The 15,013-nt window shown below is 57.7% G+C and carries 16 protein-coding genes; 3 read left to right on the top strand and 13 right to left on the bottom strand.

Annotated elements, in window-relative coordinates; translation table 11 throughout:
• Positions 1 to 10: 10 nt before the first annotated feature.
• Both AB4N48_RS14940 and ccoG read right to left on the bottom strand, forming a co-directional pair.
• A complete protein-coding gene (locus tag AB4N48_RS14940) occupies positions 11 to 550 on the bottom strand; it encodes a FixH family protein (protein ID WP_056784237.1) in 540 nt (179 codons plus the stop codon).
• A gap of 13 nt (positions 551 to 563) precedes the next feature.
• Positions 564 to 1,979 carry a cytochrome c oxidase accessory protein CcoG gene (gene ccoG, locus AB4N48_RS14935; protein ID WP_041479087.1) on the bottom strand — a complete coding sequence of 472 codons (1,416 nt, stop codon included), beginning with the start codon at positions 1,977 to 1,979 and terminating at the stop codon, positions 564 to 566.
• A 483-nt stretch (positions 1,980 to 2,462) separates the two neighbouring features.
• On the opposite strand from ccoG, the gene AB4N48_RS14930 reads away from it, so the two are divergent.
• The gene (locus AB4N48_RS14930; RefSeq protein ID WP_460093828.1) at positions 2,463 to 3,467 is read left to right on the top strand and encodes a metallophosphoesterase family protein; all 1,005 of its coding nucleotides are present in this window, start codon (positions 2,463 to 2,465) and stop codon (positions 3,465 to 3,467) included.
• 38 nt (positions 3,468 to 3,505) lie between these two features.
• Here AB4N48_RS14930 and AB4N48_RS14925 read toward each other — a convergent pair whose 3' ends face one another.
• The 10 genes from AB4N48_RS14925 to ccoN (AB4N48_RS14880) form a co-directional block, all read right to left on the bottom strand.
• Positions 3,506 to 3,925 (bottom strand): PIN domain-containing protein, encoded by a 420-nt coding sequence (locus tag AB4N48_RS14925; RefSeq protein ID WP_460093827.1) that lies wholly within the window; start codon positions 3,923 to 3,925, stop codon positions 3,506 to 3,508.
• Positions 3,925 to 4,179, bottom strand: a complete 255-nt coding sequence (locus AB4N48_RS14920; protein ID WP_041479165.1) for a type II toxin-antitoxin system Phd/YefM family antitoxin — start codon at positions 4,177 to 4,179, stop codon at positions 3,925 to 3,927. Before AB4N48_RS14920 ends, AB4N48_RS14925 begins: the two co-directional genes overlap by 1 nt.
• Positions 4,180 to 4,703: 524 nt before the next feature.
• Complete coding sequence (ccoP, locus tag AB4N48_RS14915; protein ID WP_041479083.1) at positions 4,704 to 5,687, bottom strand: cytochrome-c oxidase, cbb3-type subunit III; 984 nt, start codon at positions 5,685 to 5,687, stop codon at positions 4,704 to 4,706.
• Positions 5,684 to 5,869 (bottom strand): CcoQ/FixQ family Cbb3-type cytochrome c oxidase assembly chaperone, encoded by a 186-nt coding sequence (locus AB4N48_RS14910; protein WP_016775513.1) that lies wholly within the window; start codon positions 5,867 to 5,869, stop codon positions 5,684 to 5,686. The genes ccoP (AB4N48_RS14915) and AB4N48_RS14910 overlap by 4 nt, the downstream gene beginning before the upstream one ends.
• Before the next feature lie 5 nt (positions 5,870 to 5,874).
• Entirely contained in the window at positions 5,875 to 6,483 is a 609-nt protein-coding gene (gene ccoO / locus AB4N48_RS14905) for a cytochrome-c oxidase, cbb3-type subunit II (protein ID WP_007917161.1), read from the bottom strand.
• Entirely contained in the window at positions 6,483 to 7,925 is a 1,443-nt protein-coding gene (gene ccoN / locus AB4N48_RS14900; protein WP_024012334.1) for a cytochrome-c oxidase, cbb3-type subunit I, read from the bottom strand. The genes ccoO (AB4N48_RS14905) and ccoN (AB4N48_RS14900) overlap by 1 nt, the downstream gene beginning before the upstream one ends.
• Positions 7,926 to 8,406: 481 nt before the next feature.
• Entirely contained in the window at positions 8,407 to 9,360 is a 954-nt protein-coding gene (gene ccoP / locus AB4N48_RS14895; RefSeq protein ID WP_460093824.1) for a cytochrome-c oxidase, cbb3-type subunit III, read from the bottom strand.
• A complete protein-coding gene (locus AB4N48_RS14890; protein WP_041479081.1) occupies positions 9,357 to 9,554 on the bottom strand; it encodes a cbb3-type cytochrome oxidase subunit 3 in 198 nt (65 codons plus the stop codon). The genes ccoP (AB4N48_RS14895) and AB4N48_RS14890 overlap by 4 nt, the downstream gene beginning before the upstream one ends.
• Positions 9,555 to 9,557: 3 nt before the next feature.
• Positions 9,558 to 10,166 carry a cytochrome-c oxidase, cbb3-type subunit II gene (gene ccoO, locus AB4N48_RS14885; protein ID WP_003223389.1) on the bottom strand — a complete coding sequence of 203 codons (609 nt, stop codon included), beginning with the start codon at positions 10,164 to 10,166 and terminating at the stop codon, positions 9,558 to 9,560.
• A gap of 10 nt (positions 10,167 to 10,176) precedes the next feature.
• Positions 10,177 to 11,601 carry a cytochrome-c oxidase, cbb3-type subunit I gene (gene ccoN / locus AB4N48_RS14880; RefSeq protein WP_217850964.1) on the bottom strand — a complete coding sequence of 475 codons (1,425 nt, stop codon included), beginning with the start codon at positions 11,599 to 11,601 and terminating at the stop codon, positions 10,177 to 10,179.
• Positions 11,602 to 11,693: 92 nt separating this feature from the next.
• On the opposite strand from ccoN (AB4N48_RS14880), the gene AB4N48_RS14875 reads away from it, so the two are divergent.
• Together AB4N48_RS14875 and AB4N48_RS14870 are read left to right on the top strand one after the other, a co-directional pair.
• Positions 11,694 to 12,374, top strand: a complete 681-nt coding sequence (locus AB4N48_RS14875; RefSeq protein WP_460093822.1) for an alpha/beta family hydrolase — start codon at positions 11,694 to 11,696, stop codon at positions 12,372 to 12,374.
• A gap of 1,332 nt (positions 12,375 to 13,706) precedes the next feature.
• Positions 13,707 to 14,060 carry a DUF6124 family protein gene (locus AB4N48_RS14870; protein WP_460093821.1) on the top strand — a complete coding sequence of 118 codons (354 nt, stop codon included), beginning with the start codon at positions 13,707 to 13,709 and terminating at the stop codon, positions 14,058 to 14,060.
• 172 nt (positions 14,061 to 14,232) lie between these two features.
• Here the strand turns inward: AB4N48_RS14870 and AB4N48_RS14865 are convergent, their stop codons facing one another.
• On the bottom strand, positions 14,233 to 14,703 hold the full coding sequence (locus tag AB4N48_RS14865) for a hypothetical protein (RefSeq protein WP_052392185.1): 471 nt from the start codon (positions 14,701 to 14,703) through the stop codon (positions 14,233 to 14,235).
• Positions 14,704 to 15,013: the final 310 nt, after the last annotated feature.

The following is a 15,013-nucleotide window of genomic DNA, read 5'->3' as shown; positions in this document are numbered from 1 at the left end:
TGATTTTGATTCACTTCTTCAGGTCTTCCGCACCCTGCAGTGGCTCATCCCCCAGCAGCAGTTCCTTGTCATGGCTGACCAGCTCTTCTTCAAACATGCGCCACACGTGCTCGTCCTGGCTGCCGAGCAACTCGACAAAGCGCCGCCCTTCGACCTTGTCGCTCAACTGGCCGATGTAGCGCCCGCTCTCGCTGCCACTGCGGGTCAGCACGATCTTGCGATCCTTCTCCGGCTGGGTCGGCGAGATCAGGTTCAGCTCCAGCGTTTGCGGCTGGCTGTCACCGTTCAAGCGCAAGTCGACTTCCCCGGTCACATCATCCAGATGCACCGCTGCACGCAGCTTCAGGGTTTGCGCCAGCAGCTCGCGATCCAGTGAACGGTTGATGCCTTTGCCTGCTTCGTAATAGTTGTCGTTGACCAGATTGTCCGGGTTGTTCACCGCGATGGTCACCATCGACAGGGTCAAGGCCACCGAGCAGGCCAGAATCGCGATGATGATCCACGGCCAGAGGTGCTTGTACCAAGGACTTGCGGCGTTTGCAGCGGGCATGTTCAAAATTCTCTCAACGGATTTGTGGGCCGATGAATCGGCTCTTGGCTTCAACGTGGACGCTGTTGTCATCGGCGTCCTTGAGGATGAATTTCACCTCGTTGGTGCTCGATGGCAGTTGTTCCGGTGCGCTGGACAACTCGACCGGCATGCTGACGATATCCCCGGCGGCAACCTTGATCTCGCGCTTGCCTTGCAGGCGCAGGTCCGGCAGACCCTCGGCTTGCAGCAGGTAAGTGTGGTCGCGCTGATCCTTGTTCATGATCTTCAGGCTGTAGACGTTTTCGATTCGGCCTTCGGCGTTTTCGCGGTACAGCACGCGGTCCTTGCTGACGTCGAAGCCGACCAGCGAACGCATGAAGAACGCGGCGACCAATAGGCTGATCATCGCCAGCAGCACCACGGCGTAGCCGATCAGGCGCGGTCGCAGTTTATGGGTTTTCTGCCCGGAGAGGTTGTGTTCGGTGGTGTAACTGATCAGGCCGCGCGGGTAATCCATCTTGTCCATGATGCTGTCGCAGGCATCGATGCACGCAGCGCAGCCGATGCACTCGATCTGCAGGCCATCGCGGATGTCGATGCCGGTCGGGCAGACCTGCACGCACATCGTGCAGTCGATGCAGTCACCCAGCCCCAGCGCCTTGTAGTCGATGCCTTTCTTGCGCGGCCCACGGCTTTCGCCACGGCGCGGGTCGTAGGAAACAATCAGCGTGTCCTTGTCGAACATCACGCTCTGGAAGCGCGCATACGGGCACATGTAGATGCACACCTGCTCACGCAACCAACCGGCATTGCCGTACGTGGCGAGGGTGAAAAAACCGACCCAGAAATACGACCAGCCATCGGCCTGACCGGTGAAGAACTCGATGACCAGTTCGCGGATCGGCGAGAAGTAGCCGACAAAGGTCATGCCGGTGACAAAACCGATCAACAGCCACAGCGAATGTTTGGCCAGCTTGCGCAGGAATTTGTTGGCGCTCATCGGCGCCTTGTCGAGCTTGATGCGCTGGTTTCGGTCGCCTTCGGTGACCTTTTCGCACCACATGAAAATCCACGTCCACACGCTCTGCGGGCAGGTATACCCGCACCAGACGCGCCCGGCATAGACAGTGATGAAGAACAGGCCGAACGCGGCAATGATCAACAGGCCCGAGAGCAGGATGAAATCCTGTGGCCAGAAAGTCGCGCCGAAGATGAAGAACTTGCGCTCCGGCAGGTTCCACCACACCGCCTGATGACCGCCCCAGTTCAGCCACACCGTGCCGAAATACAGCAGAAACAACGCCGCACCGCCGAGCATCCGCAGATTGCGGAACAGGCCGGTGAAAGCCCGGGTGTAGATTTTTTCTCGTGAGGCATAAAGATCGACGCTGTTGTTCGCGTTCTTGCTCGGTGGCGTGACGTCGTGTACCGGAATCTGATTGCTCATCATTGCATCCCACGGCAGTGGAAAAATGCCTCGGTCGATACGTGCCAACCGAGGTCAAAAAGGCTGTTGCAGTAGCGCGATGATACGCCTGCCGCTCTGGCTCAAGGGTGCGACCTTTGGTCGCGTTGGGTAAAAAATGCGGATGGTGTAGCGATTGCGCAAAAGCCTGACGCAGATCAATTGACTTGTTGAGTATGGACGTTTTTGCCGAAGTGGCTAGTTCATCCTTTCAATTGTTTGTTCACGCCACTGCCGTTGATTTCGCAAGTTGAATAACACCCGTGATTGTTTTCGTCCAGGCGACAACTCAGGCCGGACGCTACGGGTTTCTATTGATTCGTATGTTGTAAGTTGTTGGGTCTGAAATATATTCACTCGATTGTTGTAGGTGAAGGCTTTGAAGTTTTCGCTGTATTCGAATAAGTTCTGTTCGTGCGAAACTTCTTTTGCGTACCGAAAATTAATTGAAATGGAATTTCAAGCATGGCTTTGAATAAATTCATGAGCATCTTTATGGGTGCTTGTCTGGTAGCTTCGGCTATTACCGCTCAGGCTACAACTGGCATGCCGAAACATATGGTCTTTGCTTCGGATACTCAATATCCGTGGACAGACAAGACCGATATCCGCGAACCCGAATCGGATTCAGAATTCACGGCGCGCTCGAAATGGCTGATTGAAACCCAACTTGCGAGCATTGCCGAATTCAGAAATCAACACGGCTCTCAAGCGCAGGTTCCTTTGATGATCAATGGCGATATAACCGCTTTTGGTCATGGCTGGCAGCGCTCGTTCATGAAGGATTCGCTGAACAGGCACTTCAATGGTGAATATCTTTACGGCTTGGGTAATCACGACTATGAAAACAATGTTGATGATTGCTTTACCAATAACTGTGCTGCAGGAAGTATTGTCGAGTTCAAAGAACATCATGAAGGTAAAGTCGATAACTTTGATCTGAAAATCACTGACGGTTTTCTGAGCAGGACGTATTCCGGTAGCCTCGCCTATTCGAAAAATATCGGCGAAGTGCATATGGTTCAGCTTAATAACGAGCCGACCTACACCACCCGGATTGCTCATCCGTTGAACCCGACAACGTTCGAAATCAACGACGCACTGGACTGGCTCGAGACCGATCTGCGACTGGCGCGAGCGTCGGGCTACGCCATCATTATCAATATGCATAAACCCTTGCGGCACCAGGGCAGCCCCGAGCAGAAGAAGCGTTTCCATGACATGGTCAACAAGTACCAGGTGACGGCCATTTTCGCCGGCCACCTGCATACCGAGGGAGGAAGTTCCTACTGGGAAGGCAGCGTTCCCATGTATCTCAGCGGAAGCACCTCTCAGCAAACCTACCTGACTGCGAATTTCACCGAGGATCGCAAGCAGTTGCAGGTCTATCTGGTGAAGAACAACCAGTGGCGTGAGCGGACGCTGATCGATACCACGGTTGTGCATTCAATCTTTGCCCAACGCCCATGAAAAAAGCCCCGCCGGTGATAAGGCGGGGTGTTCAGCACTCAGTTACTGGCAGCGATCCATGGGTTGATCAGATTGACGCCGCTGAGTTGAAAGTCCGCAATGTTGCGAGTTACCAGCGTAAGCCCGTGCACAAGCGCGGTGGCGGCGATCAAGGCGTCGCATTCACTGCTGCGGTCGGGAGCATGCAATCGTGCGCACCGGGTGGCGACGTTGGTATCGACCGGCAGGATTCTTCCAGAGAACGCCGGTTTGACGTGGTGTTCCAGCCAGTTGCGCAGCAGCTGGCCTTGTGAAGGGGCACGACGTTCGATACGCAGGACGCCCGTTTCCAGTTCCAGCACAGTGATTGCGGATAGATACAGGCTGGCTGGGGAAACGCTGTTTGCCCATTTCACCACATGCTTGTCGGCTTGGTTTTTCCGCAGCTCGGAAACTACATTAGTATCCAGTAGAAACATCAGGAAAGGTCCACGCTGCGAGGATTGATGACAGCGCGCTCGGGTTCGAATTCGATTTCAAGCGCATTCGGCATCGCCAGCAGCTCAACGATGCTGGTCTCGCAACCGGTCAGTTTCTGGTACTCCTCGATGCTGAGCAATACGTGGGCAGGCCTGCCTCGGTCAGTAATGATTACTGGACCTTGACGCGTGGCTTTTTTGGCTGCACTGGTGTCCTGATTGAACTCGCGGCTGGAAATAGTGGTGATGGCCATCATGTTTGGCCTCCAGAAATTCTGATGTAGGAACGTTACTATTTTGAGATTTTCCCCGCAATCGGAAAGGCAGGTCGGGGACGATCGGTTTGTCAATTTCATAAGGGCACCGGCGAAGGCGCCTCTCGCCAAGGCGCGAGGCGCTGGATATAGGGCGTAAATTCGGTGTTTTTGCTGCCCTTGTCAGAGCAATCTACCGCCGCCGAGGCCGTCGAGTCCGCCACCGTGGCCGGGGCTGTTCATGGTTTGCTGCGATACCTTGAGTAACGGTTTCACAGGTGTTCGTTCGAACCCTGCCCTATGGGTAGAGCCGGGTTGAGGCTGATTTTGCAGTGTGCTTTGGTGATCTTTCGACATTGGGGCTTCATCCTTGAAGTGGACCCGATAGGCTTATCGGGCGAAAAAACCTACCGTGCATCGCAGCTGAGGTCCATTAAGCAAGCGTTTCGAATCATGAATGCGAGCATGAAAAAAGGCCCCGCCAAATCCCATTGGCGGGGCCTTTTTTGCTTCAAGCGTTGGCCTTACTCAGCCTTCGACTCCGGTGCTTTTTCACCGTGAGACAGGCTGTAAACATACGCCGCCAGCAGGTGCACCTTGTCATTGCCCTGCAGTTGTTCCTGCGCAGGCATCTGGCCCTGACGACCGTAGCGGATGGTCTGCTGCAGTTGCGCGAAGCTCGAGCCGTAGATGAATGCGCCCGGATGGGTCAGGTCGGGCGCACCCATGGCCGGCGTGCCTTTACCGGCAGGGCCGTGGCAAGCCACGCAGTTGGCGGCGAAGAGTTTCTGGCCGTTGGCCGGGTCGGCCTTGGTGCCTTCCGGCAGTTTGCGCCCGTCGAGGTTGGTCACCACGAAGGCCGCTACGTCAGCCACGCCTTGCTCACCGATCACTTCCGCCCACGCCGGCATCACCGCGTGGCGGCCGCCCATGATGGTGGTCTTGATGGTTTCCGGCTCACCGCCCCAGCGCCAGTCGGCGTCGGTCAGGTTGGGGAAGCCATAGGCACCCTTGGCGTCGGAACCGTGGCACACCGAGCAGTTGGACGCGAACAGACGGCCGCCCATCTTCAGTGCTTGCGGATCCTTGGCAACTTCTTCGATCGGCATCGCCGCGAACTTGGCGAAAATCGGACCGAAGCGCGCGTCCGAACGGGCCATTTCCTTTTCCCACTCGTGGACGCCGGTCCAGCCGGTCTGGCCGTTGGCGAACGCGGTCTGTTTCTCGGTATCCAGATAGTTGTAGCCCGGCAGCAGACCTTTCCAGTTGCCCAGACCCGGGTACAGCACCAGATAACCCAGGGCAAAAATGATGGTGCCGACGAACAGCATGAACCACCATTTCGGCAGCGGGTTGTCGTACTCCTCGATCCCGTCGAAGGAGTGGCCGACCGTCTCGTCCGTCTGTTCGCTGCGCTGGCCCTTGCGGGTCGACAGCAGCAGCCAGGTCAGGGCGAAGATCGTACCGAGACTGAGGACTGTGACGTACAGACTCCAGAATGTAGTCATTCTTTGTTACTCCTAGAAGCTTGCTCGACGTGCTTGATGGCTTCGGGATCATCGGCAAAAGGCAGCATGGTCGCGTCGTCAAACTCTGACTTGCGCTTGGGGCTGAACACCCACAAGGCCAGACCGATGAAGGCCACCATCACGACCACGGTGCCCAGGCCTCGAATCATCCCGATATCCATCAGATTCACCGTTTGCTTTTGATGATGGTGCCCAGGCCTTGCAGATAGGCCACCAGCGCGTCCATTTCGGTTTTGCCCTTCACGGCATCCTGTGCACCGGCGATGTCTTCGTCGGTGTACGGCACGCCGAGGGTGCGCAAGACTTCCATTTTTTTCGCGGTTTCCTTGCCGTCGAGCTTGTTTTCCACGAGGAACGGGTAAGCCGGCATTTTCGACTCGGGGACCACGTTGCGCGGGTTGTACAAGTGCGCACGTTGCCAGTCATCGGAGTAACGACCGCCCACGCGGGCCAGGTCCGGACCGGTACGTTTGGAGCCCCACAGGAACGGGTGGTCCCAGACGCTTTCACCGGCAACCGAATAGTGGCCATAGCGTTCGGTTTCAGCGCGGAACGGGCGGATCATCTGCGAGTGGCAGCCGACACAACCGTTGGCGATGTACACGTCGCGGCCTTCCAGTTCCAGCGCCGAGCGCGGCTTCATGCCCTCGACCGGCTTGTTGGTGACGTCCTGGAAGAACAGCGGAACGATTTGGGTCAGGCCACCGACGCTGACGGCGATGACCATGAAGAAGGCCAGCAGGCCAATATTCTTCTCGACAGCTTCATGCTTCATCAGTGAGCTCCAACGACGGCAATCTTGGCGGCGGCTTCGGCTTCAACCGGATCCGACGCACGGACAGTGCGGTACACGTTGTAAGCCATCAGCAGCATGCCGCTGGCAAAGAAAGCACCGCCCAGCGCGCGGACGATGAAGCCCGGGTGGCTGGCCTGCAGCGCTTCGACGAACGAGTAGGTGAGGGTGCCGTCATCGTTGATTGCACGCCACATCAGGCCCTGGGTGATGCCGTTGACCCACATCGACGCGATGTAGAGCACGGTGCCGATGGTGGCGAGCCAGAAGTGCGCGTTGATCAGCCCGGTGCTGTGCATCTGCGCCCGGCCGAACAGTTTCGGGATCATGTGGTAGATCGCGCCGATCGAGATCATCGCTACCCAACCGAGGGCGCCGGCGTGGACGTGGCCGATGGTCCAGTCGGTGTAGTGCGAGAGCGAGTTGACGGTCTTGATCGCCATCATCGGCCCTTCGAAGGTCGACATGCCGTAGAACGCCAGCGACACCACGAGGAAGCGCAGGATCGGGTCGGTGCGCAACTTATGCCAGGCGCCCGAGAGGGTCATCATGCCGTTGATCATGCCGCCCCAGCTTGGCGCCAGGAGGATGATCGACATCGCCATGCCTAGCGATTGCGCCCAGTCCGGCAGGGCGGTGTAGTGCAGGTGGTGCGGGCCAGCCCAGATGTACAGGGTGATCAGCGCCCAGAAGTGCACGATCGACAGACGATAGGAGTAGATCGGGCGTTCGGCCTGTTTCGGCACGAAGTAGTACATCATCCCGAGGAAACCGGTGGTGAGGAAGAAGCCCACCGCGTTGTGGCCGTACCACCACTGGATCATCGCGTCAGTGGCGCCGGAGTAGGCCGAGTACGACTTGAACAGGCTGACCGGCAGCGACATGTGGTTGACGATGTGCAGCATCGCGGTGACGACGATGAACGCGCCGTAGAACCAGTTGCCGACATAGATGTGCTTGGTTTTGCGCTTGGTGATGGTGCCGAAGAACACCAGACCGTAGGTGACCCAGACAATGGCCAGCAAAATGGCGATCGGCCATTCCAGCTCGGCGTATTCCTTGGTGGTGGTGTAACCCAGCGGCAAGGTAATGATTGCGCCGACGATGACCGCTTGCCAGCCCCAGAAGGTGAAGGCCGCGAGGCTGTCGGAAATCAGTCGCGTCTGGCAGGTTCGCTGCACGACATAGTAGGAAGTGGCAAACAGTGCACAACCGCCGAAGGCGAAAATCACCAGGTTTGTGTGCAACGGGCGCAGGCGTCCAAAGCTCGTCCACGGCAGACCGAAGTTCAGTTCCGGCCAGACCAGTTGCGAGGCAATGAAGACACCGAGCCCCATGCCAAGGATCCCCCAGACCACCGTCATGATGGCGAACTGGCGGACTACCTTATAGTTATAAGCAGTCGGACTGATTGCTGTGCTCATTCTAAGGTTCCACGGTTTGGGTATTTTTATAGGGATAAAATCGGCCGCAAGTATGTATAAAGCAGGGGGTCATTGCAACGCGCCATGACCTGGGTCAATGCTTTCCAACGCTGATTCTGCGGCCTTTCCATGCGCCGCGTAGGGTCAAAAATGGCCTCTGACAAAATGTCGCAGTGCGCGTAAAAAGCTCGCAATCCGGATCGCCGTCAACGGTGCCCGTTCACAGGTCGTGATCGGGAAATTGCGGGCGATCGGCGCAACAGCCGTTATCTACCTGCGTTTGCGGCGAATCCATCAACCGGTTCACGGCGCGCATCGTTCGGGATTGATCTGGAAACCGACTTCAGCCGGTCCGCTTCGATGAAGCGTAGACCCGAATCCGGGGTTCCGAAAGGAGAGGATCCAAGGGGTGCGACAATGCGTCGCAAAGGGGCGGGAAACTGCCGCAGCGAGAAAGCTGCGGCAGTGGTGTACGCAATTGCTATTTCTTATTGTCTTCAGTTATCAGTTTTTCTGTGTTCAATCTGTGGCTCAGGCTGTACACATAAGCGGCGAGCAATTGCACTTTATCGTTGCCCAGCAATTCGTTCTGCGCTGGCATATGCCCCTGACGACCATGGCGAATGGTCTGCTCCAGTTGGGTCAGGCTGGTGCCATAAATGAAGCCGGCCGGGTGGGTAAGATTCGGTGCGCCCATGGCAGGGGTGCCTTGGCCAGTTGCGCCGTGGCAAGCCACGCACGTGGTGCTGAACGCCTGCTGCCCGGCTTGCAGGTCTGCCTTGCTGTCGGCAGGTAGCGGCAGGCCGGCGAGTTCGTGGCGCACGTAGGCGGCAACGTTTTTCACCCCGGCCTCACCGAGCACTTCGCCCCAGGCCGGCATAGCCGCCATGCGGCCGCCCATGATGGTGGTCTTGATCGTCTCGGCATCGCCGCCCCAGCGCCAGTCGCTGTCGGCAAGGTTAGGGAAGCCGAACGCACCCTTGGCATCCGAGCCGTGGCACACCGAGCAATTGGAGGCGAACAGACGACCACCCATTTTCAGCGCCTGCGGGTCCTTGGCCACTTCTTCCAGCGGCATCGCCGCGAATTTGGCGAAGATCGGCCCGAACCGGGCGTCCGCCTTGTTCATCTCCTTTTCCCATTCGTGCACGCCGGTCCAGCCATCCTCATAGCCGGGCAGGATGCCTTTCCAGTTGCCCAGGCCCGGATACAGAACCAGATAGCCCACCGAGAACACCAGCGTGCCGGCGAACAGCATGAACCACCACTGCGGCAGCGGATTGTCGTATTCCTCGATGCCGTCGAAGCTGTGGCCCATTGTCTGGTCGACGCTGCCCTTGGTCTCGCCCCGGCGGGTGCCGATCAGCAGCCAGGTCAGGCCGATCAGGCTGCCAATGGTCAGTACGCAGATCCACGTACTCCAGAAGGTGGTCATGGCCGGGTACTCCTTGTTTCAGGGGCTGAAATTGTTTCGGGTAGTGGTTCGTCGGCGAACGGCAGCAGGCGTGCTTCGGCGAATTCCGGGGTGCGTTTGCGGTTGAACACCCACAAGGTCAGGCCGACGAACGCTACAAACACGACAACCGTGCCCAAACCGCGGATCAGGCCAGTGCTCATCTCAATGACCATGGCTCACCTCTTGCTCTTGATTGCAGTGCCGAGCACTTGCAGGTAGGAAACGAGGGCGTCCATTTCGGTTTTGCCCTTGAGGCTGGCGACCGCGCCGCTGATGTCGTCGTCGGTGTAAGGCACGCCGAGGGTGCGCATGGTTTTCAGCTTGGTTTCGGTATGGCTGCTGTCGACCGCTTGCGTGACCAGCCAAGGGTAGGCCGGCATCTTCGACTCCGGCACGACGTTGCGCGGGTTGTACAAGTGCGCGCGGTGCCAGTCATCCGAGTAACGCGCGCCGACCCGGGCGAGGTCCGGACCGGTACGTTTCGAGCCCCACAGGAACGGGTGATCCCAGACGCTTTCGCCGGCCACCGAATAGTGCCCGTAGCGTTCGGTTTCGGCGCGGAACGGACGGATCATCTGCGAGTGGCAACCGACGCAGCCTTCGCGGATATAGATGTCGCGACCTTCCAGTTGCAGCGCGGTATAGGGCTTCATGCCTTCCACCGGTTTGTTGGTGACGTCCTGGAAGAACAGCGGGACGATCTGGGTCAGGCCGCCGATGCTCACGGCGAACACCATCAACAGCATCAGCAGGCCGACGTTCTTTTCAATCGTTTCGTGTTTCATGGCGGACTCCTCAGGCCATCTGCGCGGCAGCGACGACGTCGGCAGGCTGCGAGGCCCGCACGGTGCGCCAGGTGTTGTAAGCCATCAGGAACATGCCGCTTAAGAAAATCGCCCCGCCGATCAGCCGCACGACAAAGCCCGGATGGCTGGCCACCAGGGTTTCGACGAAGGAGTAAGTCAGCGTGCCGTCCTCGTTGACCGCGCGCCACATCAGGCCCTGGGCGATGCCGTTGACCCACATCGAGGCGATGTAGAGCACGGTGCCGATGGTCGCCAGCCAGAAGTGCGCATTGATCAGGCCGACGCTGTGCATCTGCGCTTTGCCGAAGATTTTCGGGATCATGTGGTACAGCGCGCCGATCGAGATCATCGCTACCCAGCCGAGGGCGCCGGCGTGAACGTGGCCGATGGTCCAGTCGGTGTAGTGGGAGAGGGCGTTGACAGTCTTGATGGCCATCATCGGCCCTTCGAAGGTCGACATGCCGTAGAACGCCAGCGACACCACGAGGAAGCGCAGGATCGGGTCGCTGCGCAACTTATGCCAGGCGCCCGAGAGGGTCATCATGCCGTTGATCATGCCGCCCCAGCTCGGTGCCAGCAGGATCAGCGACATCACCATGCCCAGTGACTGTGCCCAGTCCGGCAGCGCGGTGTAGTGCAAGTGGTGCGGGCCGGCCCAGATGTACAGGGTGATCAAGGCCCAGAAGTGCACGATCGACAGGCGATACGAGTACACCGGACGCTCGGCCTGTTTCGGCACGAAGTAATACATCATGCCGAGGAAACCGGCGGTGAGGAAAAAGCCCACAGCGTTGTGGCCGTACCACCACTGCACCATGGCGTCGGTTGCACCTGCGTACACCGAGTAGGACTTGGTGAAACTCACCGGCAACTCAAGGTTGTTGACGATGTGCAGGATCGCCACGGTGATGATGAACGCGCCGAAGAACCAGTTGCCCACATAGATGTGCTTGGTCTTGCGCTGCATGATCGTGCCGAAGAACACGATCGCGTAGGCGACCCAGACGATGGTGATCAGGATGTCGATCGGCCATTCCAGTTCGGCGTATTCCTTGGAGCTGGTGTAACCCAGCGGCAGGCTGATCGCCGCCAGCAGGATCACCAGTTGCCAGCCCCAGAAGCAGAACGCGGCGATTTGCGGCGCGAACAATTGCGTCTGGCAGGTGCGTTGCACCGAATAGAAAGAGCTGGCGAACAGCGCGCAGCCACCGAAGGCGAAGATCACCGCGTTGGTGTGCAGCGGGCGCAGACGGCCGAAACTGGTCCAGGGCAAATTGAAGTTGAGTTCCGGCCAGACCAATTGCGCCGCGAGAAAAACCCCGAGGCCCATGCCGACGATGCCCCACACCACCGTCATAATGGCGAATTGGCGGACCACCTTGTAGTTGTAGGCGGTACTGATAGAAGTGTTCATGGTTCCCCATCCACGGTTCAGCCGAAGTGAGCGCGCGCAAACGACGCGAATCCTTCGCCTGGAGTTATAGGCAGACTAAAAGCGAGGCAAGCATGGACAAACAGCACAAGGCCAGTATTGACGGGGATCAATGGGCGCAGTGTGTGCTCGATCATGGGTGGCTTTGGGATGCCGCTGTTGGTGAGGCTTCGGCAACGCTGATTCTGGCGCACGGGGCGGGGGCGCCGATGGATAGCGACTGGATGAACGACATGGCTGGGCGCCTTGCCGGGCTTGGGGTCAACGTGTTGCGCTTTGAGTTTCCGTATATGGCGCAGCGGCGGGTGGATGGGGTTAAGCGGCCGCCGAATCCTGCGCCGAAACTGTTGGATTGCTGGCGGGAGGTGTTTGCGCTTGTGCGGCATCATGTCGCTGGGGTTTTGGCTGTTGGCGGTAAGTCGATGGGTGGGCGAATGGCGAGTCTGGTGGCGGATGAGCTGGGGGTGGATGCGTTGGTGTGTCTGGGATATCCGTTTTATGCGGTGGGGAAGCCGGAGAAGCCTCGGGTTGAGCATTTGGCTGGTTTGAAGACTCGGACGTTGATTGTGCAGGGGGAGCGGGATGCTCTGGGGAATCGCGAGGCGGTTGAGGGGTATTCGTTAGCGCCGGGGATTGAGGTGTTTTGGTTGGTGGCGGGGGATCATGATTTGAAGCCGCTCAAGGCTTCTGGCTTTACGCATTCCGATCATTTGGCGGGTGCTGCGCAGAAGGTGGCTGAATTTCTCGGTGACTGATTTTGAGCCGGGCCGGGATTTTGCCTTGCATGAAGATCTGCTCCCTTTCCCCCTCGCCCCCTTGGGGGAGAGGGTTGGGGTGAGGGGGCTAGCTTTTGATCTTGCTCTTGGGGGCATATCCGTTGCTTCGGGAGCTGCGGCTGGCGGTTTCGCCTGACGGCGACTTACTTTTTTACAAGCGCCTAAAAAAGTAAGCAAAAAACGCTAGCTCCTGCGTTCGGCCCTCGCAGGCTCGGGTCCCTTCGCTGCGGGATCGATCCGGGCGCAGCGGCTCCGGTTTGCTTCGCTGCACCTCCTTCCGCTGTGTCTGGCTGCGCCAGACGGTCGCTGCGCTCCCACGCCCGGATCAATCCCTCCACTCAGCCTTCCGACGTCGCCGGTGGATCAAGATCAAGAGCACTCGAGCTTGCGCTCATTGTTGAGTGGTGCGGCTTCGCCGCGGGCAGCTGCGCTGCCTTGCTTTTCTGTGGGAGCGAGCCTGCTCGCGAAGGCGGCCTTAAAGCCGACCTGATTCTTGCGGTTGTACCCAGTCCAACTGTAGGAGTGAGCCTGCTCGCGATGGCGGTCTCCCAGTCGACCAATCTCTACCTTTTGGACCAAATCCCTGTGGGAGCTGGCTTGCCAGCGATGGCAGCCTCCAAGCCGACCAATCCCTCACTGATGTACCCGATCCAAATATGGGAGCGAGCCTGCTCGCGAAGGCGGCCTGACAGCCGACCTGATTCTTCCTGATGTACACCGCGCTCCTTGTAGAAGTGAGCCTGCTCGCGATGGCGGTCTCCCAGTCGACCAATCTCTACCGTTTGGACCAAATCCCTGTGGGAGCTGGCTTGCCAGCGATGGCGGCCTCCAAGCCGACCAATCCCCCACTGATGTACCCGATCCAAATGTGGGAGCGAGCCTGCTCGCGAAAGCTCCCTTCCAGACGACATCAAACCACCTGCCTGTCAGAGGCAATCCCTGCACTTAAACATCATCAAATAGCCACGTTTAAACTACACGACCCGTTACGCCATCCCGGCTACAACTCCTTGCGCCATTGCCTACGCCTACGCCAGAATCCGCCGGCTTACGCGTCTAGGCGGCGGGCTATATCGTTTGTCTGTCACTGAGAAACAGTGATGGGGTTTGGTAGCCCGCGTCGAAACCGTTGTATAGCGTCACCGTATGCAGTCCCGTTTCGGGGCTCGACTTTTATGGTGGGCATGCGTGGGGCTCCTTTGTGAGCGCCGGGTTTCCTGTTTCGACCGGTCTACCAACCTGCGTATGACCACCACCTTTCGTTTGGTAGCGAGGGTGTTGGCTCCCAATATTCGAAACCGGAGTACGCCCATGTTCAAAGTCACCCCCAACCCGCCACCCCCCCACGACCGCGCTCTCGATCCGCAAAAAATCCAGGAAGCCACCGACCGCGCCCTCGATTACTACCTCAAACCCGAAGATCTGGCCGCTCCACCAAGCTCTCCAAAATATCGCCCGATCTATGTCGTGGACCCCACGCTGGATGACGAAACCCTGTTGGTCGAGGCCTGCGAGTCGCTTTCATACGCGCATGCCATGGCCGGTAACATCGCCAACTCGATGGGCGGCCCGGAACGCAAACCACTGCTGGCGCTGCAACAGGTGATCATGCTCAACGAGCTGTTGGTCAATCGACTGCTGGACAAGCTCAAGTTGCCTCAATAATTTCGCTGGCTGTTATGGCCTCTTCGCGAGCAGGCTCGCTCCCACAGGGGATTGGTGTCTGGCACCTAATCTGTGATCACCGCAGATCCAATGTAGGAGTGAGCCTGCTCGCGAAGCGCCATACGGCTAAAAGTGCGGGGATGCAATCTGATCGAAACGTTGTCGCGAAAAATCACAAATCATCCCTAAGCAAGTTGAAAGTACCTATAGGCTGCGTTCGGTATCCATGGCTTTTGAACTTTGCTTCAAATGTACCTTTAGCAATCCCCTTGGTGGGATGGATGTCGATAGTGACCGTGGCTTCATCAGCATCAACATAAGTAAATCCATAAAACCCAGAGGGTCCAGGTGACGAGTGGCCGTGCTGGAATGTCAGCCCGTCTTCCAACGTATAAGTTTTATGGAACGGGGCGTCACTGGTATAGGGGATCGAGAAAGAGTAGAGAAAGATGTTCTTCTCCTCCAGCGTTCCTGTGGACCCTGAGATTGACCAGCTCTTTTCGCCCGTCGGAATAAAATGACGTAGCTCAAAAGAAATTATAGTGGCCGTGGTTTCAGGGTTGGTGCCGAATTGCCAAGTGAAGACATTAGACTGTTTTGCAATGGCACCTGGTTTTGGGATGAGGATGCTATGTTTACTCATTTTTTAGCTCCTTGGTCATATCGTGATAACAATGAAAACCATCTGTTCAACGATTTATAGATATGCCCCTGAAGCTTGAATGTCTACTGTAAGACCTGACAGTAGACATACGCTGTGTTCTGTGGATTTTCGCCAGGATTTCCGAATGTGCAGCGCAAAACTTTCTGATGAAGTTCAATATTAGATGTCTCGGTTTGGCAGGCGGCGCAATGCATGACTGAACTACTCAAGCACAGTCTCAATCTACTCACATCCTATTGAGTAGTTCATTGACACAACAAAAAACCCGGAAGGCTCACGCCATCCGGGT

This window comes from Pseudomonas sp. S2_C11, assembly GCF_054668395.1.
Note: the sequence above shows the minus strand (reverse complement) of the source record. Positions and strands in the feature narration are given on the sequence as shown.

Coding starts and splice junctions, on each gene's coding strand:
- AB4N48_RS14940 (WP_056784237.1), bottom strand. CDS start 550: ATGCCCGCTGCAAACGCCGCAAGTCCTTGGTACAAGCACCTCTGGCCG.
- ccoG (WP_041479087.1), bottom strand. CDS start 1,979: ATGAGCAATCAGATTCCGGTACACGACGTCACGCCACCGAGCAAGAAC.
- AB4N48_RS14930 (WP_460093828.1), top strand. CDS start 2,463: ATGGCTTTGAATAAATTCATGAGCATCTTTATGGGTGCTTGTCTGGTA.
- AB4N48_RS14925 (WP_460093827.1), bottom strand. CDS start 3,925: ATGTTTCTACTGGATACTAATGTAGTTTCCGAGCTGCGGAAAAACCAA.
- AB4N48_RS14920 (WP_041479165.1), bottom strand. CDS start 4,179: ATGGCCATCACCACTATTTCCAGCCGCGAGTTCAATCAGGACACCAGT.
- ccoP (WP_041479083.1), bottom strand. CDS start 5,687: ATGACTACATTCTGGAGTCTGTACGTCACAGTCCTCAGTCTCGGTACG.
- AB4N48_RS14910 (WP_016775513.1), bottom strand. CDS start 5,869: ATGGATATCGGGATGATTCGAGGCCTGGGCACCGTGGTCGTGATGGTG.
- ccoO (WP_007917161.1), bottom strand. CDS start 6,483: ATGAAGCATGAAGCTGTCGAGAAGAATATTGGCCTGCTGGCCTTCTTC.
- ccoN (WP_024012334.1), bottom strand. CDS start 7,925: ATGAGCACAGCAATCAGTCCGACTGCTTATAACTATAAGGTAGTCCGC.
- ccoP (WP_460093824.1), bottom strand. CDS start 9,360: ATGACCACCTTCTGGAGTACGTGGATCTGCGTACTGACCATTGGCAGC.
- AB4N48_RS14890 (WP_041479081.1), bottom strand. CDS start 9,554: ATGGTCATTGAGATGAGCACTGGCCTGATCCGCGGTTTGGGCACGGTT.
- ccoO (WP_003223389.1), bottom strand. CDS start 10,166: ATGAAACACGAAACGATTGAAAAGAACGTCGGCCTGCTGATGCTGTTG.
- ccoN (WP_217850964.1), bottom strand. CDS start 11,601: ATGAACACTTCTATCAGTACCGCCTACAACTACAAGGTGGTCCGCCAA.
- AB4N48_RS14875 (WP_460093822.1), top strand. CDS start 11,694: ATGGACAAACAGCACAAGGCCAGTATTGACGGGGATCAATGGGCGCAG.
- AB4N48_RS14870 (WP_460093821.1), top strand. CDS start 13,707: ATGTTCAAAGTCACCCCCAACCCGCCACCCCCCCACGACCGCGCTCTC.
- AB4N48_RS14865 (WP_052392185.1), bottom strand. CDS start 14,703: ATGAGTAAACATAGCATCCTCATCCCAAAACCAGGTGCCATTGCAAAA.